The organism is Ruegeria sp. BHSB058, from assembly GCF_059613285.1.
Map to the genome: position 1 here is coordinate 17,031 of NZ_JBXWSF010000035.1, position 22,567 is coordinate 39,597.

Annotated in this window: 26 protein-coding genes and 4 tRNA genes; 16 read left to right on the forward strand and 14 right to left on the reverse strand. The window is 61.2% G+C overall.

Annotated elements, in window-relative coordinates:
- Positions 1-34 precede the first annotated feature (34 nt).
- The 5 genes from AC2FNB_RS10885 (at position 35) to AC2FNB_RS10905 (ending at position 5,473) form a co-directional block, all read left to right on the forward strand.
- Entirely contained in the window at positions 35-985 is a 951-nt protein-coding gene (locus AC2FNB_RS10885) for an ABC transporter substrate-binding protein (RefSeq protein WP_496746265.1), read from the forward strand.
- Between the two features lie 9 nt (positions 986-994).
- Entirely contained in the window at positions 995-2,047 is a 1,053-nt protein-coding gene (locus tag AC2FNB_RS10890; RefSeq protein WP_480751031.1) for a quaternary amine ABC transporter ATP-binding protein, read from the forward strand.
- Positions 2,044-4,110 (forward strand): ABC transporter permease, encoded by a 2,067-nt coding sequence (locus tag AC2FNB_RS10895; protein ID WP_496746267.1) that lies wholly within the window; start codon positions 2,044-2,046, stop codon positions 4,108-4,110. Before AC2FNB_RS10890 ends, AC2FNB_RS10895 begins: the two co-directional genes overlap by 4 nt.
- 108 nt (positions 4,111-4,218) lie before the next feature.
- Entirely contained in the window at positions 4,219-4,881 is a 663-nt protein-coding gene (locus AC2FNB_RS10900; RefSeq protein ID WP_496746269.1) for an NnrU family protein, read from the forward strand.
- 73 nt (positions 4,882-4,954) lie between these two features.
- Positions 4,955-5,473 carry a DUF2478 domain-containing protein gene (locus tag AC2FNB_RS10905; protein WP_480751172.1) on the forward strand — a complete coding sequence of 173 codons (519 nt, stop codon included), beginning with the start codon at positions 4,955-4,957 and terminating at the stop codon, positions 5,471-5,473.
- A gap of 290 nt (positions 5,474-5,763) precedes the next feature.
- Here the strand turns inward: AC2FNB_RS10905 and AC2FNB_RS10910 are convergent.
- Positions 5,764-5,847 (reverse strand) — tRNA-Tyr (locus tag AC2FNB_RS10910).
- A 116-nt stretch (positions 5,848-5,963) separates the two neighbouring features.
- Between AC2FNB_RS10910 and rlmB the strand changes: the two genes are divergently transcribed.
- The 4 genes from rlmB to AC2FNB_RS10930 all read left to right on the forward strand — a co-directional run bounded on the left by rlmB (position 5,964) and on the right by AC2FNB_RS10930 (position 8,253).
- Positions 5,964-6,737 (forward strand): 23S rRNA (guanosine(2251)-2'-O)-methyltransferase RlmB, encoded by a 774-nt coding sequence (rlmB, locus tag AC2FNB_RS10915; RefSeq protein WP_496746271.1) that lies wholly within the window; start codon positions 5,964-5,966, stop codon positions 6,735-6,737.
- A gap of 12 nt (positions 6,738-6,749) precedes the next feature.
- A complete protein-coding gene (locus AC2FNB_RS10920) occupies positions 6,750-7,034 on the forward strand; it encodes a hypothetical protein (RefSeq protein WP_480751170.1) in 285 nt (94 codons plus the stop codon).
- Between the two features lie 102 nt (positions 7,035-7,136).
- Complete coding sequence (locus AC2FNB_RS10925) at positions 7,137-7,583, forward strand: YHS domain-containing (seleno)protein (protein ID WP_480751025.1); 447 nt, start codon at positions 7,137-7,139, stop codon at positions 7,581-7,583.
- 199 nt (positions 7,584-7,782) lie between these two features.
- Positions 7,783-8,253 carry a CoA-binding protein gene (locus tag AC2FNB_RS10930; protein ID WP_496746273.1) on the forward strand — a complete coding sequence of 157 codons (471 nt, stop codon included), beginning with the start codon at positions 7,783-7,785 and terminating at the stop codon, positions 8,251-8,253.
- Between the two features lie 9 nt (positions 8,254-8,262).
- Here the strand turns inward: AC2FNB_RS10930 and AC2FNB_RS10935 are convergent, their stop codons facing one another.
- The 3 genes from AC2FNB_RS10935 to hisF all read right to left on the reverse strand — a co-directional run bounded on the left by AC2FNB_RS10935 (position 8,263) and on the right by hisF (position 9,980).
- A complete protein-coding gene (locus AC2FNB_RS10935; RefSeq protein WP_480751022.1) occupies positions 8,263-8,838 on the reverse strand; it encodes a hypothetical protein in 576 nt (191 codons plus the stop codon).
- 66 nt (positions 8,839-8,904) lie between these two features.
- A complete protein-coding gene (locus AC2FNB_RS10940; protein WP_480751020.1) occupies positions 8,905-9,222 on the reverse strand; it encodes a phosphoribosyl-ATP diphosphatase in 318 nt (105 codons plus the stop codon).
- Positions 9,219-9,980, reverse strand: a complete 762-nt coding sequence (hisF, locus tag AC2FNB_RS10945; protein ID WP_480751019.1) for an imidazole glycerol phosphate synthase subunit HisF — start codon at positions 9,978-9,980, stop codon at positions 9,219-9,221. The genes AC2FNB_RS10940 and hisF overlap by 4 nt, the downstream gene beginning before the upstream one ends.
- Before the next feature lie 121 nt (positions 9,981-10,101).
- Between hisF and AC2FNB_RS10950 the strand changes: the two genes are divergently transcribed.
- Positions 10,102-10,545, forward strand: a complete 444-nt coding sequence (locus AC2FNB_RS10950; protein ID WP_480751017.1) for a DUF302 domain-containing protein — start codon at positions 10,102-10,104, stop codon at positions 10,543-10,545.
- A gap of 1 nt (position 10,546) precedes the next feature.
- On the opposite strand, the gene hisA is transcribed toward AC2FNB_RS10950, so the two are convergent.
- Positions 10,547-11,266 carry a 1-(5-phosphoribosyl)-5-[(5-phosphoribosylamino)methylideneamino]imidazole-4-carboxamide isomerase gene (hisA, locus tag AC2FNB_RS10955; protein WP_496746276.1) on the reverse strand — a complete coding sequence of 240 codons (720 nt, stop codon included), beginning with the start codon at positions 11,264-11,266 and terminating at the stop codon, positions 10,547-10,549.
- 132 nt (positions 11,267-11,398) lie between these two features.
- On the opposite strand from hisA, the gene AC2FNB_RS10960 reads away from it, so the two are divergent.
- On the forward strand, positions 11,399-11,800 hold the full coding sequence (locus AC2FNB_RS10960; protein WP_480751015.1) for a DUF2147 domain-containing protein: 402 nt from the start codon (positions 11,399-11,401) through the stop codon (positions 11,798-11,800).
- A 24-nt stretch (positions 11,801-11,824) separates the two neighbouring features.
- Here the strand turns inward: AC2FNB_RS10960 and hisH are convergent, their stop codons facing one another.
- Together hisH and hisB are read right to left on the reverse strand one after the other, a co-directional pair.
- Positions 11,825-12,463, reverse strand: coding sequence for an imidazole glycerol phosphate synthase subunit HisH (gene hisH / locus AC2FNB_RS10965; RefSeq protein ID WP_480751014.1), 639 nt, complete (start codon positions 12,461-12,463; stop codon positions 11,825-11,827).
- Positions 12,464-13,051: an imidazoleglycerol-phosphate dehydratase HisB gene (hisB, locus tag AC2FNB_RS10970; protein WP_496746278.1), complete on the reverse strand. Its 588-nt coding sequence runs from the start codon at positions 13,049-13,051 to the stop codon at positions 12,464-12,466.
- Between the two features lie 160 nt (positions 13,052-13,211).
- On the opposite strand from hisB, the gene AC2FNB_RS10975 reads away from it, so the two are divergent.
- Positions 13,212-13,451 carry an Lrp/AsnC ligand binding domain-containing protein gene (locus tag AC2FNB_RS10975; RefSeq protein WP_480751011.1) on the forward strand — a complete coding sequence of 80 codons (240 nt, stop codon included), beginning with the start codon at positions 13,212-13,214 and terminating at the stop codon, positions 13,449-13,451.
- Between the two features lie 105 nt (positions 13,452-13,556).
- On the opposite strand, the gene AC2FNB_RS10980 is transcribed toward AC2FNB_RS10975, so the two are convergent.
- From AC2FNB_RS10980 to AC2FNB_RS10995, 4 genes are all read right to left on the reverse strand, one after another.
- Positions 13,557-14,909 carry an aminotransferase gene (locus AC2FNB_RS10980; protein WP_496746281.1) on the reverse strand — a complete coding sequence of 451 codons (1,353 nt, stop codon included), beginning with the start codon at positions 14,907-14,909 and terminating at the stop codon, positions 13,557-13,559.
- A gap of 159 nt (positions 14,910-15,068) precedes the next feature.
- A tRNA-Gly gene (locus tag AC2FNB_RS10985) sits at positions 15,069-15,143 on the reverse strand.
- Between the two features lie 24 nt (positions 15,144-15,167).
- Positions 15,168-15,242: transfer RNA gene (locus AC2FNB_RS10990), tRNA-Gly, on the reverse strand.
- A gap of 230 nt (positions 15,243-15,472) precedes the next feature.
- A tRNA-Cys gene (locus AC2FNB_RS10995) sits at positions 15,473-15,546 on the reverse strand.
- A gap of 229 nt (positions 15,547-15,775) precedes the next feature.
- Between AC2FNB_RS10995 and AC2FNB_RS11000 the strand changes: the two genes are divergently transcribed.
- From AC2FNB_RS11000 to AC2FNB_RS11010, 3 genes are all read left to right on the forward strand, one after another.
- Positions 15,776-16,426, forward strand: a complete 651-nt coding sequence (locus AC2FNB_RS11000) for a protein-L-isoaspartate O-methyltransferase family protein (protein ID WP_480749588.1) — start codon at positions 15,776-15,778, stop codon at positions 16,424-16,426.
- 96 nt (positions 16,427-16,522) lie between these two features.
- Positions 16,523-17,941 carry a TolC family outer membrane protein gene (locus AC2FNB_RS11005; protein ID WP_496746283.1) on the forward strand — a complete coding sequence of 473 codons (1,419 nt, stop codon included), beginning with the start codon at positions 16,523-16,525 and terminating at the stop codon, positions 17,939-17,941.
- Positions 17,942-18,015: 74 nt separating this feature from the next.
- On the forward strand, positions 18,016-18,897 hold the full coding sequence (locus tag AC2FNB_RS11010; RefSeq protein ID WP_496746285.1) for a hypothetical protein: 882 nt from the start codon (positions 18,016-18,018) through the stop codon (positions 18,895-18,897).
- 6 nt (positions 18,898-18,903) lie between these two features.
- Here AC2FNB_RS11010 and AC2FNB_RS11015 read toward each other — a convergent pair whose 3' ends face one another.
- Both AC2FNB_RS11015 and AC2FNB_RS11020 read right to left on the reverse strand, forming a co-directional pair.
- Positions 18,904-20,361, reverse strand: coding sequence for a cobyric acid synthase (locus tag AC2FNB_RS11015; RefSeq protein ID WP_496746287.1), 1,458 nt, complete (start codon positions 20,359-20,361; stop codon positions 18,904-18,906).
- A gap of 171 nt (positions 20,362-20,532) precedes the next feature.
- Positions 20,533-20,853 (reverse strand): DUF6280 family protein, encoded by a 321-nt coding sequence (locus tag AC2FNB_RS11020; RefSeq protein ID WP_480749592.1) that lies wholly within the window; start codon positions 20,851-20,853, stop codon positions 20,533-20,535.
- Between the two features lie 219 nt (positions 20,854-21,072).
- On the opposite strand from AC2FNB_RS11020, the gene efp reads away from it, so the two are divergent.
- Complete coding sequence (gene efp, locus AC2FNB_RS11025; RefSeq protein WP_480749593.1) at positions 21,073-21,636, forward strand: elongation factor P; 564 nt, start codon at positions 21,073-21,075, stop codon at positions 21,634-21,636.
- Between the two features lie 62 nt (positions 21,637-21,698).
- Here efp and AC2FNB_RS11030 read toward each other — a convergent pair whose 3' ends face one another.
- Positions 21,699-22,565, reverse strand: coding sequence for an ABC transporter transmembrane domain-containing protein (locus AC2FNB_RS11030; protein ID WP_496746289.1), 867 nt, complete (start codon positions 22,563-22,565; stop codon positions 21,699-21,701).
- Positions 22,566-22,567: the final 2 nt, after the last annotated feature.

The following is a 22,567-nucleotide window of genomic DNA, read 5'->3' on the forward strand; positions in this document are numbered from 1 at the left end:
CGAGAGGGCCGATTTGCCAACTGGGAGAAACATGATGAAGAAACTGAGCCTCGGCCTTGTTGCCGCAACTGTTGCAGGGTCGGCCTATGCCGCCGACATGGGCGCGGTGGACGAGCCGATCAAGCTGGCGATCAACGAGTGGACCGGTCAGCACGTCACCACGCATGTCGCCGGCGAGATGCTGAAAGCCGCCGGGTACAATGTGGAATATGTCACCGCGGGCATGATGAACCAGTTCCAGGCGCTGGCGGATGGCGACATTCACGCAACGCTGGAAATCTGGTCGTCCAACGTTTCGGACGAATATGCCAAGAAGATCGACGAGGGATCCGTTGTCGAGATCGGCGATCTGGGCCTGGCCGCAAAGGAAGGCATCGCTTATCCGGCGCATGTGGGCGAGTTGTGCCCCGGTCTGCCGGCGTGGGAAGCGCTTGCCGACTGCGCGCAGATGTTCGCCACCGCCGAAACGCTGCCATCGGGCCGTCTGGTCGATTATCCGGCTGACTGGGGGACGCCGGGCGCGGACCGCATGACGGGTCTTGCCTTGCCGTTCAAGGCGGTTCCGGCGGGTTCCGAAGGGGCGCTGATCGCCGAATTGCGCGCCTCGACCGAGCGCAAGTCGCCGCTGCTGATCACCTTCTGGCAGCCGCATTGGGCAATGTCGGCCTATGACGTGAAATTCGTCGACCTGCCGCCGGGTGAAGAGGCGTGTTTCAACGATCCGGCATGGGGTCCGAACCCCGACGCGGTCAACGATTGCGATTTTTCACCCTCGCGCATCTTCAAGGCCGGCTGGAATGGCATGGCCGACAAATGGCCCGCCGCCTATGAGATCCTGACCAACTATCAACTGGCGGTCGAGGACCAGCAGCCGATGATGGGCGCGATCGATGTCGATGGCGGCGCGGTCGAAGAAGTCGTGGCCGCATGGATGGCCGAGAACGAGGGCAAGTGGCGTCCGGTTGTCGACGCCGCAACCAAGTGAGTCCCATAGGTGACTGACGCCAAAACGCCAGCCATTGCCTGCCGGAACCTCTGGCAGGTCTTTGGCCCCGGTGCGGAAAAAGCCCTGACCGACGCGCTGTCTCGGTCAGGGGGAGATGCCGACAAGGCCGCCGGCGATCTGCGCGCAAAGGGATACATCCCCGCCGTGCAGGACGCCAATTTCGACGTCAAGGAGGGCGAGCTTTTTGTCATCATGGGGCTGTCGGGGTCGGGCAAGTCGACACTGATCCGCTGTATCTCGCAACTGCTGCCCGGAACCGGCGGAGAAATCCGGATCGAAGGCGACAATGTCGTCGGTGCGACGAAAAAGCGCCTGACCGAATTGCGCCGCAAGACGCTGGGCATGGTGTTCCAGCATTTCGGCCTGTTCCCGCACATGACCGTGGCAGAAAACGTGGCCTATCCGCTGCGGGTGCAGGGTGTTGGCAAGAAGGAGCGCCGTGCGCGGGCGCAGGAGGTCATTTCGCTGGTGGGCCTTGACGGGCGCGAGGACAGTTTCCCGCGCCAACTGTCGGGTGGGCAGCGGCAGCGCGTGGGTATCGCCCGGTCGCTGGCGGTGAACCCCGATATCTGGTTTCTGGACGAGCCGTTCTCGGCGCTTGATCCGCTGATCCGGCGGCAGTTGCAGGACGAGTTTCTGCGCATTCAGGCGACATTGAAGAAATCCATCGTCTTCATCACCCACGACATTGCCGAGGCGCTGAAGCTGGCGGACCGGATCGCAATCATGCGCGATGGCAAGATCGTGCAGATCGGCACGCCGTCCGATATCGTGCTGCGCCCGGTGGACGACTATGTGCGCGAGTTTTCCAAGGATGTGGCCAAGGGGCAGCATGCCAAGGTGGCCTCGGTTCTGCATGCGGGCGAGGGCGAATACGGGCCGGACGATCCCGGACTGACCACGGCGATGACGCTGGACACGGCGCTGGCGCGCTGCATGCAGCTGTATCAGCCGGTGCCGGTGCGCGACGCATCGGGCACGGTCGTCGGCACGGTTCACCCATCCGATCTGGCCGCTGCCTTGCAGGTGGACGAGGCATGAGCGCGGTTGCCGATATCGCATCCGCCCGCGCCATGCGCCTGACGGCGGGGGCGCAGGCGGCGCTGATCACGGTGATCGTGGGCGCGCTGTGTCTGGTGCTGGAGCCGGTGGCCCCCTGGCTGGTGAAATGGCCGGCGGCATGGGTCATCCCGGCGACCGATTGGGTCGGATCGTTCCTGGCGTGGTTCCTGAACGGGATCAAACCGGCGGCGCGGCTGTTTTCGGACGTGATGGCCTATCCGATGAACTGGGCCAACTTCGTGCTGGGCGGCACACCCTGGCCCATCGTGATCGGTATCGTCACCGCGCTGGGCTGGTATCTGGGCGGGTTGCCGATGGCGGCGCTCGGCTTTCTGGGGCTGAGTTTCGTTCTGGCCTCGGGGTACTGGGCCGAGAGCATGAACACGCTGGCGCTGGTCGCCGTGTCGGTGCCGGTGGCGCTGATCATGGGCGGTGCGATTGGCATTCTTGCCAATGAGGTGCCGCGCGTGAAGGCATTCGTTCAGGCGGTACTGGATATCATGCAGACGGTGCCGACCTTTGCCTATCTGACGCCGCTTTTGCTGCTTTTTGGGTTCGGCCCGGTGGTTGGCCTGATCGCTTCGGCGATCTATGCCGCGCCGCCGATGGCGCGCAACGTGCTGTTGGGGCTGGAACGGGTCGAGCATGAGGTGAAGGAAGCCGCCATCATGTCGGGCGGAAGCCGGTTTCAACAGCTTTTCCAGGTCGAGATCCCGTCGGCCGCCACCCAGATCATGGTCGGAGTGAACCAGTGCCTGATGGCGGCGCTGTCGATGGTGATCATCGCCGCCGTTATCGGTGGCTTCAACGATATCGGTTGGGAAGTTCTGCTGACCATGCGCAAGGCGCAGTTCGGCGAGTCGCTGCTGGCCGGTCTGGTGATCGTGGTTTTTGCGGTGGTGATCGACCGGATGAGCGGCGTTCTGGCGACCGAACGCAAGCGGTATGACACGCGCGTGGTCTGGGCGGTGCTGGGGTTTGCGGTGGTCTTTACGCTGGCATTTTGGGCGCGGTTGCCGAACCCGTCCGACCTGACGCTGCTGGACCCGGCGGCGGATGCGGTGGACAGGGGGCTGACGCAGTTCACGCAGGCGAATGCCGGGTGGCTGGACGGGCTCAAGAACAACTCGATGTTCTATGTTCTGTTGCCTCTGCGCATCGGTCTGGATCAGGCGGTGTTGCCTTTTACCTGGGGCTTCATGTGGACGCCCGCGATGAGCTATGGCCTGTTTGCCGCCGGGGCCGCGATTGCCGTCGTGATGGCGTGGCAGGGCCGGATTACCGGCGGGCTGACCGTTCTGATCGCGATAGGGATGCTGGAGACCGGCATTGCCAACCTGCCATGGCCTTTCGTGCTGACCGGTGCGGCGGCGCTTGGATACGTGGCTGGCGGCTGGCGGTTGGCGGCGCTGTCGGTCGGTCTGTTGTGCACGATCCTTGTTTCGGGCCTGTGGGAGCGGGCGCTGCTGTCGCTGTATCTCAGCGGTGCGGCGGTGTTTTCCTGCGCGGTTTTCGGCGGGTTGATCGGGCTGGCCAGCGCGGTGTGGGAGCCGGTGTGGAAAATCGTGCGGCCGATCTGCGACATGCTGCAGACCATCCCGCTGTTCGTGTTCCTGATCCCGGTGCTGATGGTGTTCCAGATCGGCGAGTTCTCGGCCTTTCTGGCGATCTGTGCCTATGCGATCGTACCGATGATCCGGTACACGCGGCACGGGCTGGTCAATACGCCGGACGAGATGATGGAGGCGGCGATTTCCAGCGGTGCGACCGAGTGGCAGATCATGCGCGACGTGCGCGCGCCCTATGCCGCGCCGACCATCCTGCTGGGGCTGAACCAGACCATCCTTTACGCCTTTGCCATGCTGGTGATCGCAGCGCTGATCGGGACCACCGGTCTGGGCCAGTCGATCTATCTGGCGCTGGGACAGGCGGATGTCGGGCTTGGCATTTCCGCGGGTGCCGCGATGGCCATTCTGGCGCTGATCGCCGACCGCATGGTGCAGGGCTTTGCCGAGGAAAAGCGCAAGGCGCTGGGTCTTTGACAATTGCGGCGGGGCGGCACCTGTGCCATCCCGCCGCCGACTTGACTTCGGACAAAGACCAAACCACTCGGCCCCTTTACATCCCAGTTCACAAGACCGGAGCAAGGCATGAGCGGCTGGGGCGAGTTTCTGTTGGCGTTGGGGGTGTTTCTGGCAAGCCATGTGGTGCCGGTGCGCCCGCCGGTGCGCCCGTGGCTGATCGACCGGCTGGGCCGGGCCGGTTATTTTACCGCCTATTCCCTGTTCTCGCTGGCAGTGCTGGCCTGGCTGATCGTGGCAGCCGGGCGCGCGCCGTATGTCGAAGTGATCCCGCCCTGGCCGGTCTTGCGCTGGGTGCCGGTGTTGACCATGCCCGTCGTCTGCTGGCTGGCGGTTGCGGGGATGTCGATCCGGAACCCGTTTTCTTTCGGAGGGCTGGGGCGCACGCCCTTTGATCCCGAACGACCCGGGATTCTGGCGGTCACTCGCCATCCGGTCCTGCTGGCGCTGCTGCTATGGGCACTGGCGCATCTGATCGCCAATGGCAGTCTGGCCCATGTGATCCTGTTCGGCCTGTTCGCGGGTTTCGCATGGCTGGGCATGGCGCTGATCGACCGGCGCAGGGCGCGCGAGGTGCCGGAGTGGCGCGAGCTTGCCCGCAATACCGCCCGTCTGTCGCTGCGCCGCCCAATTCCCTGGCCGCGCCCTTGGGTGTGGCTGGCTGCCACCGTGGCCTATGCCGCGATCCTTCACCTGCACGCGCCCGTGATCGGGCTGTCGCCGCTGCCATAATCAACAGGAGTGGCCGAAACCCGATGCGCGTGCTATCTGCTTATCCAACAACCGAAGTTCAGGAGCCATGACCATGCATCTGGCCTATATCACCACCACCGACCGGGGCGCGACCGACCGCCTGCTGAGCGCGGCCGCCGACCGTCTGAAGGCAAGCGGCTATGCCCTGGCCGGTGTCGTGCAGACCAACACCGAATGCTACGACAGCAGCAAATGCGACATGGACCTTCAGGTGCTGCCCGACGGCGCGACCATCCGCATCTCGCAATCGCTGGGGTCTATGGCGCGGGGCTGTCGGCTGGACCCGGCGGCGCTGGAACAGGCTGTGGGCGACGTGACCGCGTCGCTGGACAACAGCCCACAGCTGATGATCGTGAACAAGTTCGGCAAGCACGAATCCGACGGCCGCGGGTTCCGTCCGGTGATCGGCGAGGCGCTGGCGCGCGACATCCCGGTTCTGGTCGGGGTCAACGGGCTGAACGAGGACAAGTTCCTTGAATTTGCCGGCGACGCGGCCCGCAAGCTGGCCGCCGATCTGGACGAGATCGAGGATTGGATCGCGGCAGTGATCGCGGAACGCTCGGCCGCCTGAGCGGTTCGGTGTTCGTAAAGCATTGAAAACCTGCCTGGTATCGCTGCGCCCTTGTTCCGCTTTCTTGTCTTAGGAAAAGGGGAGCGGGTGAGTGCGGGAAACCGGGCGGGCTTTCCCTCAGGCACTTTGACATTCGGCCCGTGATCAATCAGCCATTCCAGACTTTTGATCGCCCCCTGAACAGCTCAGCCAGATCCGGAGGCATCGCTCTGCCGCGTCGGCCGGCATGCGGACAGATGGCGATGTTCCACTTTAAGATCGTGTTGCAAGGATTTGAATTCAAGGAGAAGTGGTGGGCGACCCTGGAATCGAACCAGGCGTGCGTCTCCGCGAGGGAGTTACAGTCCCCTGCCACACCTTGCGGCCTGTCGCCCACTGTCAGGCGTTGCACCTGACGTGGAGGCGTGATTACTAGCGCGGCAAAGGAGCGTCAACAGGAAAATTCCGCTTTGGCGCAGGAAACCGAACTCATGGCCCGGAGGCCGGTAAGATGAAGAAACCCAAGTGGGTGATTGAAAAGGAACAGGCCCGCAAAGCGGCGGCATCAGAGACCGTCTGGCTGTTCGGACTGCACGCTGTTCGCGATGCGTTGATGAACCCGAAACGGCAGAAACTGCGCCTTATCGTGACCCGGAATGCACAGGACAAGCTGGCCGAGGCCATTGAAGTCGCAGGAATTTCTTCTGAGCAGGTGGACCCGCGCAAATTCAGCGCGCCAATCGATCCCGGATCGGTGCATCAGGGCGCCGCGCTGGAGGTCAAGCCGCTGGAATGGGGCGGGCTGGACGAGAACTGTATAGGCGCCGAACACCCGCGTGTGATCCTGCTGGACCGGGTGACGGACCCGCACAATGTCGGGGCGATTCTGCGATCGGCCGAAGTTCTGGGGGCCAGCGCGGTGATCGGCACACGCCACCATTCCGCGCCCGAAACCGGAGCATTGGCAAAAACCGCCAGCGGTGCGCTGGAGCGCCAGCCCTATCTGCGCGTGCGCAACCTGGCCGACACAATCGTCGAACTGCAGGGGATGGGATTTTATGTGCTGGGGCTGGATGGCGAGGCGGATGTGACCATCGAAGAGGCGCTGGCGGGACGGCGCGACCATCCGGTGGCGCTGGTGCTTGGGGCCGAGGGGCCGGGACTGAGGCAAAAGACCAAGGAAACAGTGGACCGGCTAGTCAAGATTGACGCGGCGGGCGGATTTGGCTCTCTCAACGTCTCGAATGCGGCGGCGATCGCCTTATATGCCTCCAGACATGTCTGACAGGAGGCACCAATTCCGGGACCGGCCAAAATCGCAACTTGTTGCTACTGCGGCACCCGTGCGGCGCTGGTGTTGCGCGGGCGCGAACGCCACGAGTTGAGCTGTGCGAGCTGTGGTGCGCCCCTGCATGCACTAAAGATGCTGCGCAAGGAACACGTGAAGCCAAGCGGCCAGAAGGAACGGGGTTTCATGCCGAATCACATGCGCAAAAAACGAAAAAAGATCGGATCACGACGGCGGAAGATCGCCAAGGTGATGGATGAAGTCTGGGATGTGATCGAAGATATCTTCGATTGACGGGTTTTTTGGAACACAGGCCGATCACATAACCGTCAGATGGGGTTTCGAAACGCATGTGTTTGATGCATTTTATAGTTTGAATATTAAGGCAGAGAATTGATGATTTCGCGACGAGAATTCGTGGTGGGCATGGCAGGAGTTTTTGCAGCCAGAACCGCGTGGGCAAATTCCCCCTTGTACTATGCAGACCAAGGAATGGCGGTCAGTGGGTTTGACGCCGTTTCGTATTTCCGGTCGCAAGCTCCGATGAGGGGACAGGCCGATATTTCGGTGATGTGGAAAGGGGCCGAGTGGCGCTTTGCCTCGATGGAGCATCGAGAAATGTTCGAGGCCAACCCGCGCGCTTTTGCGCCGCAATTCGGCGGCTATTGCGCCTATGCGGTGTCGCGTGGGCATCTTTTGGAATCCGATCCCAGAGCCTGGCGTATCGTGGATGACAAGCTGTACCTGATTCATTCGCCGAAAGTGGAAAAGATCTGGGAACAGGATATTGCCGGGAATATCGCGCTGGCAGAACAGAACTGGCCTGCTCTGCTGCAGGGATGAATGGTGATTCTGCGCTGAGTCGGGCTTGTCATCACATTTTTGGGTGCGCCCCTTTTTTTCTCTGAGATAGGACCTAAATGTCACAGTGACCGCGGACTGGAACTGCCGCGGGTCATTTCACTGTCCCTCGTTCCATAACTGGCGCCCAAGGTTAACTTGGGCGCTTTTTTCTTTCTGCGGTGCTGGATAATGTGCCCATATGCCAGAGTATTCCGACGCCTATCTCAAAACGATTCTGCAACGCACCAAGGTCATCGCCATGGTGGGGGTGTCGATGAATCCGGTGCGGCCCAGTTATTACGTCGCGCGCTATCTTGGGCTGAAAGGATTTCGGGTGATCCCGGTCAATCCGGGCCATGCGGGCGAAAAGCTGTTCGGGCAAACGGTGCGGGGTTCGCTGTCGGATATTACCGAGCCGGTGGACATGGTAGATATCTTTCGCCGCTCCGAAGCTGTGCCGCCCATCGTCGATGAGGCGCTGGATTTCTTTCCGGGGCTAAGAACCATCTGGATGCAGATCGGGGTCGAGAATGCCGAGGCTGCGGAAAAGGCGCAAGCGCGTGGCATCGACGTGGTGATGAACCGGTGTCCCAAGATCGAGTATCAGCGCCTGTTCGGTGAACTGCGCATGGGCGGCTTTGCCACCGGCATCATCTCATCAAAACTGTAAACGCCGCGTCTATTCGTTGAATTCCTGATCAAGCTTGGCCTGCTTGCGCTGGGTCTTGTCGATCAGCACTTCCATGCGGGGGCGCCAGTCATATCGCGTATCTTCAAGCGTCGGCGCCCAGAACAGAGTGCCGCCGTACCGCCACGGATCCAGTACGACGCCGTCATACATGTCGTCCCCGCGTTTCGAGATGATGGCGGTGCTGTGGTCGATCAGGAACGGGTTTTCCGGGTCGGAAATCGCCCGGTGCAGCGTCAGGGTGCGGAAGTTTTCCTGATTGAGGCGTTTTTCCATGTCTTCGGCCCAATGCCAGCACAGACCGCGCGGGCGCAAGCCGTGGTTGACCTTGGCATTGTGCACCAGCGGCGGGTCGGTGATCTGGTATTCCTCGGCCAGTTGTTTGGGATAGAAATAGGCGATGCGCGCCGCCCGTTCGGCCTCGGCCGGATCGACCTCGGGGCCAAGGCTTTTGAGTTGTCGCGCCAGTTCGTCAACGTCCTGCTGGGTGGCAGAGGGTGCCGGGGCGCAGCCTGCCAGAACAGCCAGAGACAGAGCCGCGAAGATGGACAAAACGCATTTCAGCATTCCCTGTTTCCTCGGGATTTTGTGAGTGTGCAATCGGATCAAGGGTAAACCGGGGTTGGCAAGGTTTCAATTGCCGGGTCGCGCGGCCTTTTCGGCGATGCCGCTGATCCCCTGCCGCCGCGCCAGTTCGTCAAGCACGGCATCCAGCGGCACGTCGCACGCGGCCAGCATGACCAGCAGGTGATAAAGAACATCCGCCGCCTCGGCGGTCAGTTTTTCGGCGTCGCCCTTCACGGCCTCGATGATTGCTTCGACGGCTTCTTCGCCGAATTTCTCGGCGCATTTCTCGGGGCCTTTGGCGAGCAGTTTTGCGGTCCAGCTCGACTCGGGGTCGGCTTTCTTGCGGGCGTCGATGGTGGCGGCGAGGTCGTGCAGGATGCTCATGTCAGCCTCATCGGGATACCGGCGGCGGCCATGTGTTGTTTGGCCTCTTGAATGGTGTATTCGCCGAAGTGAAAGATCGAGGCCGCCAACACCGCGCTGGCGCCGCCCCTGGTCACGCCTTCGACCAGATGATCCAGATTGCCGACACCGCCCGAGGCGATCACCGGCACGTCGACCGCGTCGGAAATGGCGCGGGTCAGCGGCAGGTTGAAACCCGCCTTGGTGCCGTCGCGATCCATCGAGGTCAGCAGGATCTCGCCCGCGCCCTTGGCGACCACGGTTCGGGCGAACTCTATCGCGTCGATGCCGGTGGGCCTGCGCCCGCCATGGGTAAAGATCTCCCATTTGCCGGGGCTGGCGGTCTTGGCGTCGATGGCGACCACGATGCACTGGCTGCCGAACTGGTCGGCGGCCTCGGCCACCACGTCGGGGTTGGCCACGGCGGCGGAGTTGAAGCTGACCTTGTCGGCGCCGGCCAGCAGCAGGGCGCGCACGTCGTCCCTGGTGCGCACGCCTCCGCCCACGGTCAGTGGAACAAAGCATTGCTCGGCGGTGCGCTGGACCACGTCGAACATGGTGCCGCGGTTTTCGTGAGTGGCGTGGATGTCGAGGAAACAGATCTCGTCGGCCCCGGCGGCGTCATAAGCCTTGGCCGATTCCACCGGATCGCCCGCGTCGCGCAGGCCCACGAAATTCACGCCCTTGACCACGCGGCCATCGGCGACATCGAGACAGGGGATGATACGGGTCTTGAGCATGGGCGATCCTGTTGTTGCCGTTGTCCTAGCGGCAAAGCCCTGCCGATGCCAGAGTTGTGACCGGATGAAACGCCGCAGTCGGGGAGATTTGGGTAGAATGGTCAAAAAAGGGAGATTTGATATGCGCGTTCTTTTCTATGCGACTTTGATGGTGTTTGCGGGTGCGGCTGCGATTGCCGGCGATCTGGTCAAGGTCAAAACCGACAAATCGGTGAGCGAGGCGATGGATGCTCTGGAGGCGGCGGTCGGCAATGCCGGGGCAACGGTTTTCGCCCGTGTCGATCACGCGGCAGGGGCCAGGAAGGTCGATATGGAACTGGGCGAGGCACAGCTTTTGATCTTTGGCAATCCCAAGCTGGGAACCCCGGCGATGCAGGCCGACCCGCGCGCGGGATTGTTCCTGCCGCTCAAGGTGCTGGCCTATTCGGACGCTGACGGGCAGGTCTGGCTGGTTTATGAAGACCCAGCCGAGATGCTGGAGGATCTGGATATTCCCGCCGATGCCCCGGTCGTGGGCAAGATGCAGGGTGCCTTGGGAAAACTGACCGGAGCGGCGGCGAATTAGGTTACTTGAGCACCCGGATCGCTTCGGCAAGATCGAGGGCCCCGTCATAGAGCGCGCGGCCAGAGATCGCGCCGTTCAGCCCGGCGCCGCAATCGCGCAGGGCGATGAGGTCAGCGATAGAACTGACGCCGCCGCTGGCAATCACCGGGATCGACACGGCGCGGGCGAGGGCGGCGGTGGCTTCGATATTGGGACCTTGCATCGCCCCGTCGCGGTTGATGTCGGTATAGATGATGGCGGCGACGCCTGCGTCTTCGAAGCTGCGCGCGAGATCGGTGACCTGTACGTCGGTCTCTTCGGCCCAGCCCTTGGTGGCGACCATGCCATTGCGCGCGTCTATGCCGACGGCGACGTGACCGGGGAAGGCCCTGGCGGCGTCGCGCACCAGGTCGGGGTTTTCAACCGCTACAGTGCCCAGAATGACCCGCGCCAGCCCCTTGTCGAGCCAGGTTTCGATGGTGGCCATGTCACGGATGCCGCCACCCAGCTGCGCGGGTACGTCACAGGCCTTGAGAATCGCCTCGACCGGGGCGGCGTTCACCGGCTCGCCTGCAAATGCGCCGTTCAGATCGACCAGATGCAGCCATTCGCACCCCGCATCGACAAAGGCGCGGGCCTGTGCGGCGGGATCGTCGTTGAACACGGTGGCTTTGTCCATTTCGCCGCGCAGCAGGCGCACGGCCTGACCGTCTTTGAGGTCGATGGCAGGATAGAGGATCATGATCGGGCGGCCTTTTGCTGAAATCTGCGCGGCATATGGCACAGGCCGGGCAGGGGATGCAACGCGACGCCAAGTCAATCTTGCCGGATTGGGGCGGGCAGGCGAGACTGAGGGCAAAACACGGAGGTTTGAATGATGAAATTTGCAATCGCGGCGGCGGGCCTTGCCGTTTTGGCAACCGGCGCATGGGCGGACGACCCGGTAGACGGTCTGTGGAAGACCCAGCCGGGGGATTCCGGCGGGTATCTGCATGTCACGATCGGCCCCTGCGGCAGCGCTGTTTGCGGGACCATCGACAATGCGTTCGATGCCGACGGCAATGAGGAACTGGACTATGAGAATCTGGGCAAACAGATCATCTGGGACATGGTTGCGGATGGCGACGGCAGTTATGGCGGCGGCAAGATCTGGGCGCCGGACCGGGACAAGACGTATAACTCGAAAATGACTCTTGAAGGCAATGACCTGACGGTCAAGGGTTGCGTCGCAGGCGGGCTGATCTGCCGGGGGCAGACCTGGACCCGGATCGAGTGACCCTGCTCGCCTGACCTGTGTTCCCTAAGGGGCCCAGGTCAGGAAGTTTCCGATCATGCGCAGGCCCACATCCTGACTTTTCTCGGGGTGAAACTGCATACCCACCATGGTATCGCGGCCGATCACGGCCGTGACCGGGCCGCCATAGTCGACATGGGCCAGTCGCTGCGCCGGGTCGTCGACGTGGAACTGATAGGAATGCACGAAATAGGTATGATCGCCCGAGGTCACGCCGGCAAAGACCGGGTGGTCGTGCTCGATCACCAGATCGTTCCAGCCCATGTGCGGAACCTTGAGCGACTTGTCGGCGGGCTCGATCCTGACGACATCCCCGGCGACCCATCCCAACCCCGGCGTTTCCTCATATTCGTGGCCTTTGGTCGCCATCAGTTGCATGCCGACGCAGATGCCCAGAAATGGGCGGCCTTTCTTCTCGACCGCTTCGACCATGGCGTCATAGATGCCCTTGTGACCGCGCAACTCGGCGGCGCAGGCGGGAAAGGCGCCGTCGCCGGGCAGCACCAGCCGGTCGGCGCGGGCGACGACCTCGGCTTCGGAGGTCACTACGACCTGACCGGCACCCATGTCGCGCGCCATGCGCTGAAATGCCTTTTCGGCGGAATGCAGGTTGCCCGACTCGTAGTCGATGATGGCGGTCAGCATCTACAGCGCGCCCTTGGTGGAGGGGATCGCGTCGGCCTTGCGCGGGTCGGTCTCGACGCCCATGCGCAGGGCGCGGGCGACGGCCTTGAAGGCGGCCTCGGCGATGTGGTGGCTGTTCAGCCCGTGCAACTGATCGACGTGCAGCGTGATGCCGCCATGGGTGCTGAGGGCCTGAAAGAATTCGCGCACCAGTTCGGTGTCGAAGCTGCCGATCTTTTGCGTCGAAAGATCGACATTCCAGACCAGAAAGGGCCGCCCCGACAGGTCCAGCGCACAGCGCACCTGCGCGTCGTCCATCGGAAGATGGCATTCGCCATAGCGGCGGATGCCTTTCTTGTCGCCCAAGGCAGCGGTCAGGGCCTGACCCAACGCGATGCCCGTATCTTCGACCGTGTGGTGGTCGTCGATGTGATAGTCACCGCTGGCGCGAATTGTCATGTCGATGAGCGAGTGGCGCGACAGCTGATCCAGCATGTGATCGAAAAAGCCGACGCCGGTCTGGTTGTCATAGGCTCCGATCCCGTCGAGATTGATCTCGACCGTTATGTCGGTCTCGGCGGTCTTCCGGCTGATCGTGGCGCGACGCATGGGCGTATTCCTTTTGCTACCGCGCGCTTATAGGCGGGACACCGGTTCGATTTCCAGCCCGCATCGACCGGGCGCGGCGATGTGTTGCGCGAAAAACAGGGGATTGCACCCGGTTCGCCCCCATGCCAGCCTGTTGCAAAATCAAGAAATAGGCCCTGCCATGACCACCTGTGTTTTCATCCAGATCCGCTGCAAGCCCGGAACCACCTATAAAGTGGCCGAAGACATCGCCCTGCGCGAGATTCACTCCGAGCTTTATTCCACCAGTGGCGAATACGATCTTCTGATGAAGCTTTATATCCCGGAAGGTCAGGATGTGGGTCATTACATCAACGAACACCTGCTGGTGATTCCGGGCATCGAACGGTCGTTGACGACGATGACCTTCAAGGCGTTCTGAACCCGGTTCGGCTGGCGGTTCAACGGCTTTTGGTCGCGGAAAACAGCGCCTCGCCACCAAGGCGGCGAGGCGGGTGCCGCAATCCCAATCAGGGGATCGTGGCGCTCAGGCGGCAAGCAACCCTTTGTCCTTCAATTCGGCATAAGCGGCATCAACGGCCGTTTTGAGGCGGCGCAGCATCTCATCCACTTCGGTCCTGGTGATGATCAATGGCGGGCAGAGGGCGGCGGCATTGCCTGCAACGGCGCGGATCAGCAAACCGTTTTCCTGCGCCAGCCGCTGTACGGTGGCCCCGCCTGCGCCCTTGTCTATGGTTGCGCCGGTGGTCTTGTTCGACACCAGTTCCAGCGCCGCGATCAACCCCTTGCCGCGCACTTCGCCCACCAGCGGGTGATCGGTGAAGATCGCGCGCAACTGGTCCTGCATGTAAGCGCCCACGTCGGCGGCATGGTCGAAGATCTTGTCGCGCTCGTAGATTTCGAGTGTCTTGAGCGCCGCCGTGCAGGCCACCGGATGCCCGGAATAGGTATAGCCATGGCCGAACACGCCGACCGCCGCCGAAGGTGCCACCATCTTTTCGTACATCCAGCCCGGAATGACCGACGCGGAGATCGGGAAATAGGCCGAGCTGAGCTGCTTGGCAAAGGTCATCAGGTCGGGTTTGATCCCCATGGTGGTGCAGCCGAAATCGGCGCCCGTGCGGCCAAAGCCGCAAATGACCTCGTCGGCCCAGATCAGAATGCCGTGCTTGCGCAGCAGCGCCTGAAGCTTTTCGTAGTAGCCTTCGGGCGGCACGATCACACCCGAGGCGCCGGTGATCGGTTCGACAATCATTGCCGCGATGGTGTCGGCGCCTTCGGCCAGGATCTGTTGTTCCAGGTTGTCGATGATACGGTCGACGAACTGCGACTCGGTCTCGTTGCCCTGACGCCCGGTGTAATAATGCGGCGCGTCCGAGCGCAGGATGTGCAGCGCCTCGACGGGAGCGTCGAAATGCGCAAGGTTGGCGGGCAACGACGTCATCGAACCGGCGGCGACGGTAACCCCGTGATAGCCGCGCTCACGTGTGATGATCTTGCGCTTTTCCGGCTTGCCGATGGCGTTGAAGTAATAGCGCAGCATCTTGTAGTGGGTGTCGTTGGCGTCCGAGCCGGAATTGCCGAAAAAGAAATAGGCATCCTCGACCGGCACCATCGCCTTGAGCTTTTCGGCAAGCTGCATGACCGGTTCATGGGTCTTGCCGCCAAAGGTGTGGGAAAAGGGCAGCCGGTTCAGCTGATCGGTGATTGCCTGGATCACCTCGGCATTGTCATAGCCCAGCGAGGTGCACCACAGACCGGCCAGGCCCTCGATATACTCCTTGCCGGCGGTGTCGTAGACATAGATGCCCTTGCCGCGATCCAGCACCAGCTGTTCGGTGGCGGCAAGGTTGGTGGTGGGATAAATGACAGGGGCCATGGCGAGATACCTTTGGTTTGCCGCGTGGCGGCGATTCAGCTGCGCCAAGCTTTGCCTTGTCTGGCGGCCCGCGTCAAAATTTTTGATCAAATTTCCGCCGCGACAGAATTGCCCGCCAAAACGCAAAAAGCCGCCCCGTGGGCGGCCTCTTTGCGTATCTGGAGCGGGCGAGGCGATTCGAACGCCCGACCCTAACCTTGGCAAGGTTATGCTCTACCCCTGAGCTACGCCCGCAATCAGATACTCTCGGTTCCTCGTTGGAGCGGGCGAGGCGATTCGAACGCCCGACCCTAACCTTGGCAAGGTTATGCTCTACCCCTGAGCTACGCCCGCCCCGTTGAGTGAGGCGTGAAGTATAAATTCTGACCGGAAGCTGCAAGAGGAAAAACGCATATGACAGAAAAAAAGTATCGAACAGGAGGGAGGCGTTCGGGTTAGCCGGAGGGGCGGCCGGGCCGCATCGAATGGCAGGTTCCGACGATGGATGAAGGGCTTACCGGATACACAGCGGGAGCAAAGTGAAGCATCCAATGCCGCGTAACAAGGACCGATACTTGGGAGGATGGAGGCGAGTACCGGAATCGAACCGGTGTACACGGATTTGCAATCCGCTGCGTCACCACTCCGCCAACTCGCCTTTGTAAGTGTTTTCAAACACTTGTAGTGGTGTGCTCGGCGTTCTAGCAGCTTTCAGCGAGGACGTCCAGTGGGACGAGAAGCGAAAGTGGCGGTTGCGTTGAAAATTCTTTGGGATGCACGGGGCGGGACAAATCGCCGGAATGAGGCGCGTGCGGCCAAAGGGACATTGCCGCAACCCGCGGGATGTGGCAAAAGCCCGTAAGCCAAAGGAAATTACGAGCAATCAGATGACCAACTTCGCAGACCGCCGCCGCACCATGGTCGACACTCAGGTCCGGCCTTCCGACGTGACCAAGTTTCCCATCATCGACGCGATGCTGAGGGTCGAGCGGGAAAAGTTCGTGCCTGATGCACAGCGCGAGGCGGCCTATGCCGGAGATCTGATCGACCTGGGGGGCGGGCGACACCTGCTTGAGCCACGCACCCTGGCGAAGATGTTGGATTTTCTGAATATTTCGAAAGACGAAGCCGTTCTCGATATTGCTCCGGGGCTGGGATATTCGACGGCGGTGGCCGCGCGTATGGCGCAGCTGGTCGTTGCGGTCGAAGAGGACGGGCTGGCCGAAGAGGCGCAGTCGGCGCTGGTCGAAGCAGGAGCCGACAATGCGGTCGTGCATCAGGGTCCGTTGGTCGAGGGCGCCGCCGAACACGGCCCGTATGACGTGATCATGGTTCAGGGCGGTGTCGAAGACGTCCCGGAAGCGCTGTTGGATCAGCTGAAGGACCACGGGCGCATTGCCTGCGTGTTCATGGATGGCAATCTGGGGACCGTGCGCGTTGGACACAAGGTGAATGGCCGGGTCAACTGGCGAAATGCCTTCAATGCAAGCGCGCCGGTGCTGGCTGGTTTCGAGAAAGAAAGGGCATTTGTGCTATAGTCTCGAAATTTGATTTCAGCTCCTTCTTGCAACCACGTGGAATCACGCCCAAACTGGCGCAGAGGCAAGGCTGATTTACAAATAAGGGGCACTAGAATGCACAGAGCGACAGGGCGCAAGCTTGCAAAAGCGCTTGTTCTGACGATGGGCGTTTCGATTGCGGCAATTTCGCCGCGCGCGGGTATCGCGGATAACCTTACTGACGCGATGATCGGGGCATATAACACCAGCGGTCTGCTGGAGCAGAACCGCGCATTGTTGCGCGTCGCCGATGAAGATGTGGCGATTGCGCTTTCCGCACTGCGGCCAATCATCGACTGGACGGCGCGGATCAGGAGCACCACCAATCAGAACCAGACCAACGGTGTGTCGGCAAGCAACGATCGGAATGATTTTTTCACCGGATTGGAGTTGCGGCAGCTGGTCTATGATGGCGGGGCCTCGGTTCTGAACAAGCAATCCGCGCAGGAAACGGTTCTTGCCACGCGGCAAAGCCTTGTCGGTATCGAACAGGGTGTACTGCTCAGTGCTGTCAGGGCATATCTTGACGTATTGCTCCGGGAAGAGACGGTTGCCATCCGGCAGAACAACGTTCGGCTGCTCGGTGAAGAATTGCGGGCGTCCCAGGACCGGTTCGAAGTCGGCGAAGTCACGCGGACCGATGTGGCGCTTTCCGAATCCCGCCTGGCGAACGCGCGGGCAAACCTTGCCGACGCCGAAGGCGCGTTGACGACTGCGCGTGCCGAATATGTTAACGTTGTTGGCAAGGAGCCGGGGCGCACGGCGGGTCAGCCCCCGCTTGCCAGGCTCCCGAGTTCACTGAGCAGTGCGACCAATCTGGCGGCGCGGAACCACCCGGCCATTCTGTCAGCGCAGCATCAGGTGCGGGCGTTGGATCTTGCGGTGCAAGAGCAACGTGCAGGTTTGGGGCCGACCGTCAATTTTGAGGCTGACGCGGGCATCGTCGAGAATTTCGGCGACGATGATTACAGCGGCGATGCCGTTGTTCGGTTTCAGTTCCGGCAAAGGATCTATGCGGGCGGTCGGATCGCCGCCAACGTTCGCCGGGCCATGGCACAGCGCGATGCATCGCGTGCAAACCTGTTGAATGTGCAGAAAGACGTTACTCAGGATGTCAGCGACGCATACGCCCGGTATCAGACTGCAGGCGCCAGCCTTACCGCATCGAACGAACGCGTTCGCGCTGCACAGGTCGCATTTGACGGAATTCGCGAAGAGGCGACACTTGGTGCGCGCACAACTCTGGACGTTCTGACTGCTGAACAGGATTTGCTGGATGCGCAACTGGCGCAAGTCGCGGCGCGAACTGAAAGGGCGGGGGCGTCATACCAGTTGTTGCAAGCCCAAGGTCTGCTCACTGCCGAGCAATTGGGGCTGGCTGTTCAGATCTATGATCCAACGCTATATTATAACCTCGTCAAGAAAGCTCCTGCGCAGATCAGCAAGCAGAGCCGGGACCTGGATCGCGTCCTGAACGCGCTTGGAAGGAAATAGGCGTGGGCGCATCCGTTGTGGCGCGACCGCAAGTTCGCTAAACTCAACCCATAGGGTAGGAGTGTTGTCAGAGAATGTCGGATCCCGTGACAAAAGCCGAAGCTGAGGACGTTCTGTCGTCGATCCGCCGTCTTGTTCGTGAGCAGGACGGGGACCAGAACGTGCCTGCGCAGAAGGCGCGCAGAAAGCCCGGACGGCTTTTGCTGACGCCAGCATTGCGTATTGCCGACACCTCTGAAGGCAGGAAACTCGCCCGTGCACCTCTGGTGTTGGGGCGAGCGCAGCAGGTTGCGGATTCAGCCGACCATGCGGCAACCCGGCAGCACGACACCGGTTCCGGAAATTCGACGCATCAATCGTTTGAAAGCCGTTCGCAGCCTGAACCTTCGCCTGTAGCGGCAACTCCTGAGGAAAAAGCAATCGGGAAGCCAGGCTTTGACGATGGGGTGATACGGGTGGAACCGGCGATCAGCCTCAGCGCCAAGATCGAGGCGCTGGAGGCCGCAATTGCGCAGACCGACGACCAGTGGGAGCCTGACGGAGAAGGCACGGACGCTTATGCCGGAACCCGGACCGGGACGATGGAGTGGGACGAGGACGATCGCCTGTCTCTGAGCGAAAGTGGCAGTGTCGAGGAACCGCCAGAGCCAGCCAGACCCGTCCCCTATGTTCTGGAGAATGAGCCCGTGACTGACGAGGAGTATCGACCTGCCGCCAAAGTCGCCGACGGCGCTCTGGATGACGATTTCTATGACTATGATGACGAAGACATGCTGGATGCGGACTATGCGCAGGCGGCAGAGGCCGTGATCGACGAAGAAGCCTTGCGTCAGCTAGTGGTGGATATTGTCCGCGAAGAGCTTCAGGGTCCGCTGGGCGAGCGGATCACCCGCAACGTGCGCAAGCTGGTGCGCAGGGAAATACACCGGGCTCTGGATTCCCAGGATCTGGAATAGCACTCTTTACCTGCGTTTGGGTTCTTCGGCCAGCTTCAGCAACTGATCAAGGTCCATGTGCCGCTCCAGATGGTCGGCGAGCATTTCCAGCGTTTCCTCGACACCGTCTTCGTAACCGTTTTGCGACTGCACGCCCAAACCGGCCAGAAAGCTGGCGCGGAACGGATCGGATGAAAACAGGCCGTGCAGATAGCTGCCGCGTATGCGCCCGTCGGGGTTGGTGGCGCCTTCGGGACGGCCATTGATGTCCAACCATGCGCGGGCGCAGTCGGGGCCTTGGGTGCGCCCGATGTGGATCTCGTATCCGTTGACGGGTTCGCGGTGTGGCAGGGCCACTGCCTCGGTCAAGGTCACTTGCTTGTCTCCGACCATCACGGTGTGGACATCCAGCAGGCCCAGCCCCTCGACCCGGCCTTTGAACCCTTCGATGCCGTCGGGGTCGTCGATGCTTTTGCCCAGCATCTGATATCCGCCGCAAAGTCCCAGAACGTGACCGCCGCGCCGCACGTGGGCATAAAGGTCGATATCCCAGCCTTGCGTCCGGAAATAGGCCAGATCCCCGATGGTCGACTTGCTGCCAGGCAGCAGCACTAGATCGGCATCGCCGGGCAGGGGGCGTCCGGCGGGAATGATTTCGACGCTGACATCCGGTTCCGCCGACAACGGGTCGAGATCGTCGAAATTCGCCATCCGTTCAAGCTGTGGCACCACGATTTTGCAGGTACCACCGGTGTGAGAGCGGATATCCATCATGTCCTCGGCGGGCAGTTTCCAGGCATCGTTGAACCACGGAACAACCCCCAGACAGGGCCAGCCGGTGCGGTTGGCGATGTCGTCGCGGCCCTCGTCAAAGAGCGACACATCGCCCTTGAAACGGTTGATGGCAAACCCCCGGATCATCGACAGATCTTCGGGGGTCAGAACTGCCTGAGTGCCGACGATCTGTGCGATGACGCCGCCGCGATGGATGTCACCGACCAGCACCACGGGCACGCCTGCGGCGCAGGCAAACCCCATGTTGGCGATGTCGCCTTTGCGCAGGTTGGTTTCGGCAGGGCTGCCTGCGCCTTCGATCAGCACGAGATCAGCGTCGGAACATAGCCGATCGAAGCTTTCCAATGCGGCGCCGAGAAGTTTAGATTTATCTTTGCGGTAATCACCTGCCTTCATCGTTCCGGCACGTCTGCCATGAACGATGATTTGCGCCCCGGTGTCAGTTTCGGGTTTCAGCAGGATTGGATTCATATCCGTATGTGTGGCGCGTTTGGCTGCTCGTGCTTGCAATGCTTGCGCGCGCCCGATCTCGCCACCGTTTGCAGTGACAGCGGCGTTGTTGGACATGTTCTGCGGCTTGAACGGCGCCACCCTGAGACCGCGCCGGGTAAATGCGCGGGCCAGTCCAGCAACGAGCATCGATTTTCCGACATTGCTGCCGGTGCCCTGAATCATGATGGCGCGAACCATGCGGTGCCTCCTTCTTGCGACAGCACATCACCCGAAATTGTGGCCGGGGAAAAGGCCCGGACAGCACTTAAATGGCGGCAAAACCGACATATCGGGACATGGCGCAGGAAACTGCGGCGACAAAAAAGCGCGCCGTCAATCGGGCGCGCTTTTGAATGGGCGAAATCAGATTTACGCCGCTTCGGCCTGCATAGCTGCGTTGCGACGTTCGCTTTCCTCGCGCGACAACGCAACCGATGTTCGGATGCCGCGGCCTACGAATTCCATCAGGCCGCTTACAACGCGTTCGTTCGGGTCGATCCCGGCACAGGTCAGCACTTCGCGCCCGTCGCGTGAACGGGCCCAGCGGGCGATCTGTTCCGGGCCATTGCCATATTTCTTGTCGTCGGCGATGGCATCATCCAGTGCGGCCAGTACGACAGCCGCAAACAATTTCCGAGCACGGTTGCCCTGCTCGTTGTTAAAGGCGGTGCCGTCAACGAAATCTCTCATCTCGTCTTCCTTGTTGTTCTTGCTCTTGCAATTTTCGGCGTGGCGTTCCTTATGACCGATGAAGCGTGATTCGGATACACCTAATATGCATAGTTGCGTTGCGTAAACTGCATGGCTCGCTGCAACTGCAGCACTAGGTGTCGTTGTCTTGCCAGGTCCGGTCCCGCCAGATATAGGGTCGCCGAACGGCGCATCAACCATGTGTGAAGGAAATATGTAATGCCCAAGATCAATGGGAACGAAATCCGCCCCGGCAACGTGCTGGAGCATAACGGCGGACTTTGGGCCGCGGTCAAGGTGGATCATGTGAAGCCGGGCAAGGGCGGGGCCTTTGCCCAGGTCGAGATGCGCAACCTGCGCAACGGTTCGAAACTGAACGAGCGCTTCCGGTCGGCGGACAAGGTCGAGCGGGTCCGGCTGGAGCAGAAAGATCAGCAATTTCTGTATGAAAGCGATGGGATGCTGGTGTTCATGGATGCCGAAACCTATGAACAGATCGAATTGCCTGCGGATCTACTGGGCGAGCGCCGCCCTTTCCTGCAGGACGGCATGACCATCGTCGTCGAGTTTTATGAAAGCGAAGCGCTGAACGCCACGCTGCCGCAGAAAGTCACCTGCAAGATCGTGGAAACCGAGCCGGTGGTCAAAGGACAGACGGCGGCGAATTCGTTCAAGCCGGCGATCCTCGACAACGGCGTCAAGGTGATGGTGCCGCCGTTTGTCGGGCAGGACGAAATGATCGTCGTGAATACCGAGACCATGGAATATTCCGAGCGCGCATAACGTAACGTCATGTGATCCGGGATTTTTGAGTGCCCGCCAAAGCTGAATGTGGCGGGCATTTTTTATCGCCGTACGGCCTGACCTTCGAAGATTTCCAGAATCAGTTCATACTTGATCCGGTTGGCGCTGACCTGACGATAAAAGGCGATCAGGAATGCGGTCGGGCCCTGAATACGCGTCAGACCGCTTGTTGCGGCAACAACCGTGCCGACGTCGGTCTTGCCATTCAGCACCAGCCATCCGCCAAGCATCAGAACCCCCACCGTTCCGGCACCATTGATGGCACTGAGCAGGAATTTGGCCGACAGCTTCCACAGGAACATCTGGCGGCGCGTATCATAGATCGCGTCAAAACGGTCGGTGACCGCCTGAACTGCATCCTCGATATCCCGCGCCGTCAATTGATCGGTCGCCGCCCGCAGGATGCGGACACGCTCGGCGACAAATTTGTTGACCTTGCGCTGCGAAATCAGAACGATCACGACCTGCGGAAGGATCATCGACAGGGCGATCAGGCCCAAGCCGGGTTGAGTTGACGAGATATAGCCGATCACACTGATCAGCGTACCGACCTGTACGACCGGGTCTGAAAACGCACCGCCTGCAAACTTGCCCAGTTCTTCGGCCTCTGCCGAGATTGCGGTGGCCAGAGTGCCCTTGCGCACCTGTTGATCCTGTTCTTCCACTTCGGAAGCGCGCCCAAGCAGCCTTTGTCGGATCAGGCGAATGATGTCTTCGCCCAATATGCCGGATCGAAATCCCATCAACCATTTCAGAACAAGGCTCACAAGGATGACCCCCATCATCCCCAGGCCGAGCAGGACAAGCTGTTCCTTGTCGATCTGGCCCGAGGTCAGGTGGTTGACAATGTCGCGCTGAAATTCGAGCGGCACCGCCGCCAGCGCGGCAATCGCGATGGACAGGATAATCA

What these genes read in the sequence shown, in the direction of transcription:
- AC2FNB_RS10885 (WP_496746265.1), top strand. Translation starts at nt 35, where the DNA reads ATGAAGAAACTGAGCCTCGGCCTTGTTGCCGCAACTGTTGCAGGGTCG.
- AC2FNB_RS10895 (WP_496746267.1), top strand. Translation starts at nt 2,044, where the DNA reads ATGAGCGCGGTTGCCGATATCGCATCCGCCCGCGCCATGCGCCTGACG.
- AC2FNB_RS10900 (WP_496746269.1), top strand. Translation starts at nt 4,219, where the DNA reads ATGAGCGGCTGGGGCGAGTTTCTGTTGGCGTTGGGGGTGTTTCTGGCA.
- AC2FNB_RS10905 (WP_480751172.1), top strand. Translation starts at nt 4,955, where the DNA reads ATGCATCTGGCCTATATCACCACCACCGACCGGGGCGCGACCGACCGC.
- rlmB (WP_496746271.1), top strand. Translation starts at nt 5,964, where the DNA reads ATGAAGAAACCCAAGTGGGTGATTGAAAAGGAACAGGCCCGCAAAGCG.
- AC2FNB_RS10925 (WP_480751025.1), top strand. Translation starts at nt 7,137, where the DNA reads ATGATTTCGCGACGAGAATTCGTGGTGGGCATGGCAGGAGTTTTTGCA.
- AC2FNB_RS10930 (WP_496746273.1), top strand. Translation starts at nt 7,783, where the DNA reads ATGCCAGAGTATTCCGACGCCTATCTCAAAACGATTCTGCAACGCACC.
- AC2FNB_RS10935 (WP_480751022.1), bottom strand. Translation starts at nt 8,838, where the DNA reads ATGCTGAAATGCGTTTTGTCCATCTTCGCGGCTCTGTCTCTGGCTGTT.
- AC2FNB_RS10940 (WP_480751020.1), bottom strand. Translation starts at nt 9,222, where the DNA reads ATGAGCATCCTGCACGACCTCGCCGCCACCATCGACGCCCGCAAGAAA.
- hisF (WP_480751019.1), bottom strand. Translation starts at nt 9,980, where the DNA reads ATGCTCAAGACCCGTATCATCCCCTGTCTCGATGTCGCCGATGGCCGC.
- AC2FNB_RS10950 (WP_480751017.1), top strand. Translation starts at nt 10,102, where the DNA reads ATGCGCGTTCTTTTCTATGCGACTTTGATGGTGTTTGCGGGTGCGGCT.
- hisA (WP_496746276.1), bottom strand. Translation starts at nt 11,266, where the DNA reads ATGATCCTCTATCCTGCCATCGACCTCAAAGACGGTCAGGCCGTGCGC.
- AC2FNB_RS10960 (WP_480751015.1), top strand. Translation starts at nt 11,399, where the DNA reads ATGATGAAATTTGCAATCGCGGCGGCGGGCCTTGCCGTTTTGGCAACC.
- hisH (WP_480751014.1), bottom strand. Translation starts at nt 12,463, where the DNA reads ATGCTGACCGCCATCATCGACTACGAGTCGGGCAACCTGCATTCCGCC.
- hisB (WP_496746278.1), bottom strand. Translation starts at nt 13,051, where the DNA reads ATGCGTCGCGCCACGATCAGCCGGAAGACCGCCGAGACCGACATAACG.
- AC2FNB_RS10975 (WP_480751011.1), top strand. Translation starts at nt 13,212, where the DNA reads ATGACCACCTGTGTTTTCATCCAGATCCGCTGCAAGCCCGGAACCACC.
- AC2FNB_RS10980 (WP_496746281.1), bottom strand. Translation starts at nt 14,909, where the DNA reads ATGGCCCCTGTCATTTATCCCACCACCAACCTTGCCGCCACCGAACAG.
- AC2FNB_RS11000 (WP_480749588.1), top strand. Translation starts at nt 15,776, where the DNA reads ATGACCAACTTCGCAGACCGCCGCCGCACCATGGTCGACACTCAGGTC.
- AC2FNB_RS11005 (WP_496746283.1), top strand. Translation starts at nt 16,523, where the DNA reads ATGCACAGAGCGACAGGGCGCAAGCTTGCAAAAGCGCTTGTTCTGACG.
- AC2FNB_RS11010 (WP_496746285.1), top strand. Translation starts at nt 18,016, where the DNA reads ATGTCGGATCCCGTGACAAAAGCCGAAGCTGAGGACGTTCTGTCGTCG.
- AC2FNB_RS11015 (WP_496746287.1), bottom strand. Translation starts at nt 20,361, where the DNA reads ATGGTTCGCGCCATCATGATTCAGGGCACCGGCAGCAATGTCGGAAAA.
- AC2FNB_RS11020 (WP_480749592.1), bottom strand. Translation starts at nt 20,853, where the DNA reads ATGAGAGATTTCGTTGACGGCACCGCCTTTAACAACGAGCAGGGCAAC.
- efp (WP_480749593.1), top strand. Translation starts at nt 21,073, where the DNA reads ATGCCCAAGATCAATGGGAACGAAATCCGCCCCGGCAACGTGCTGGAG.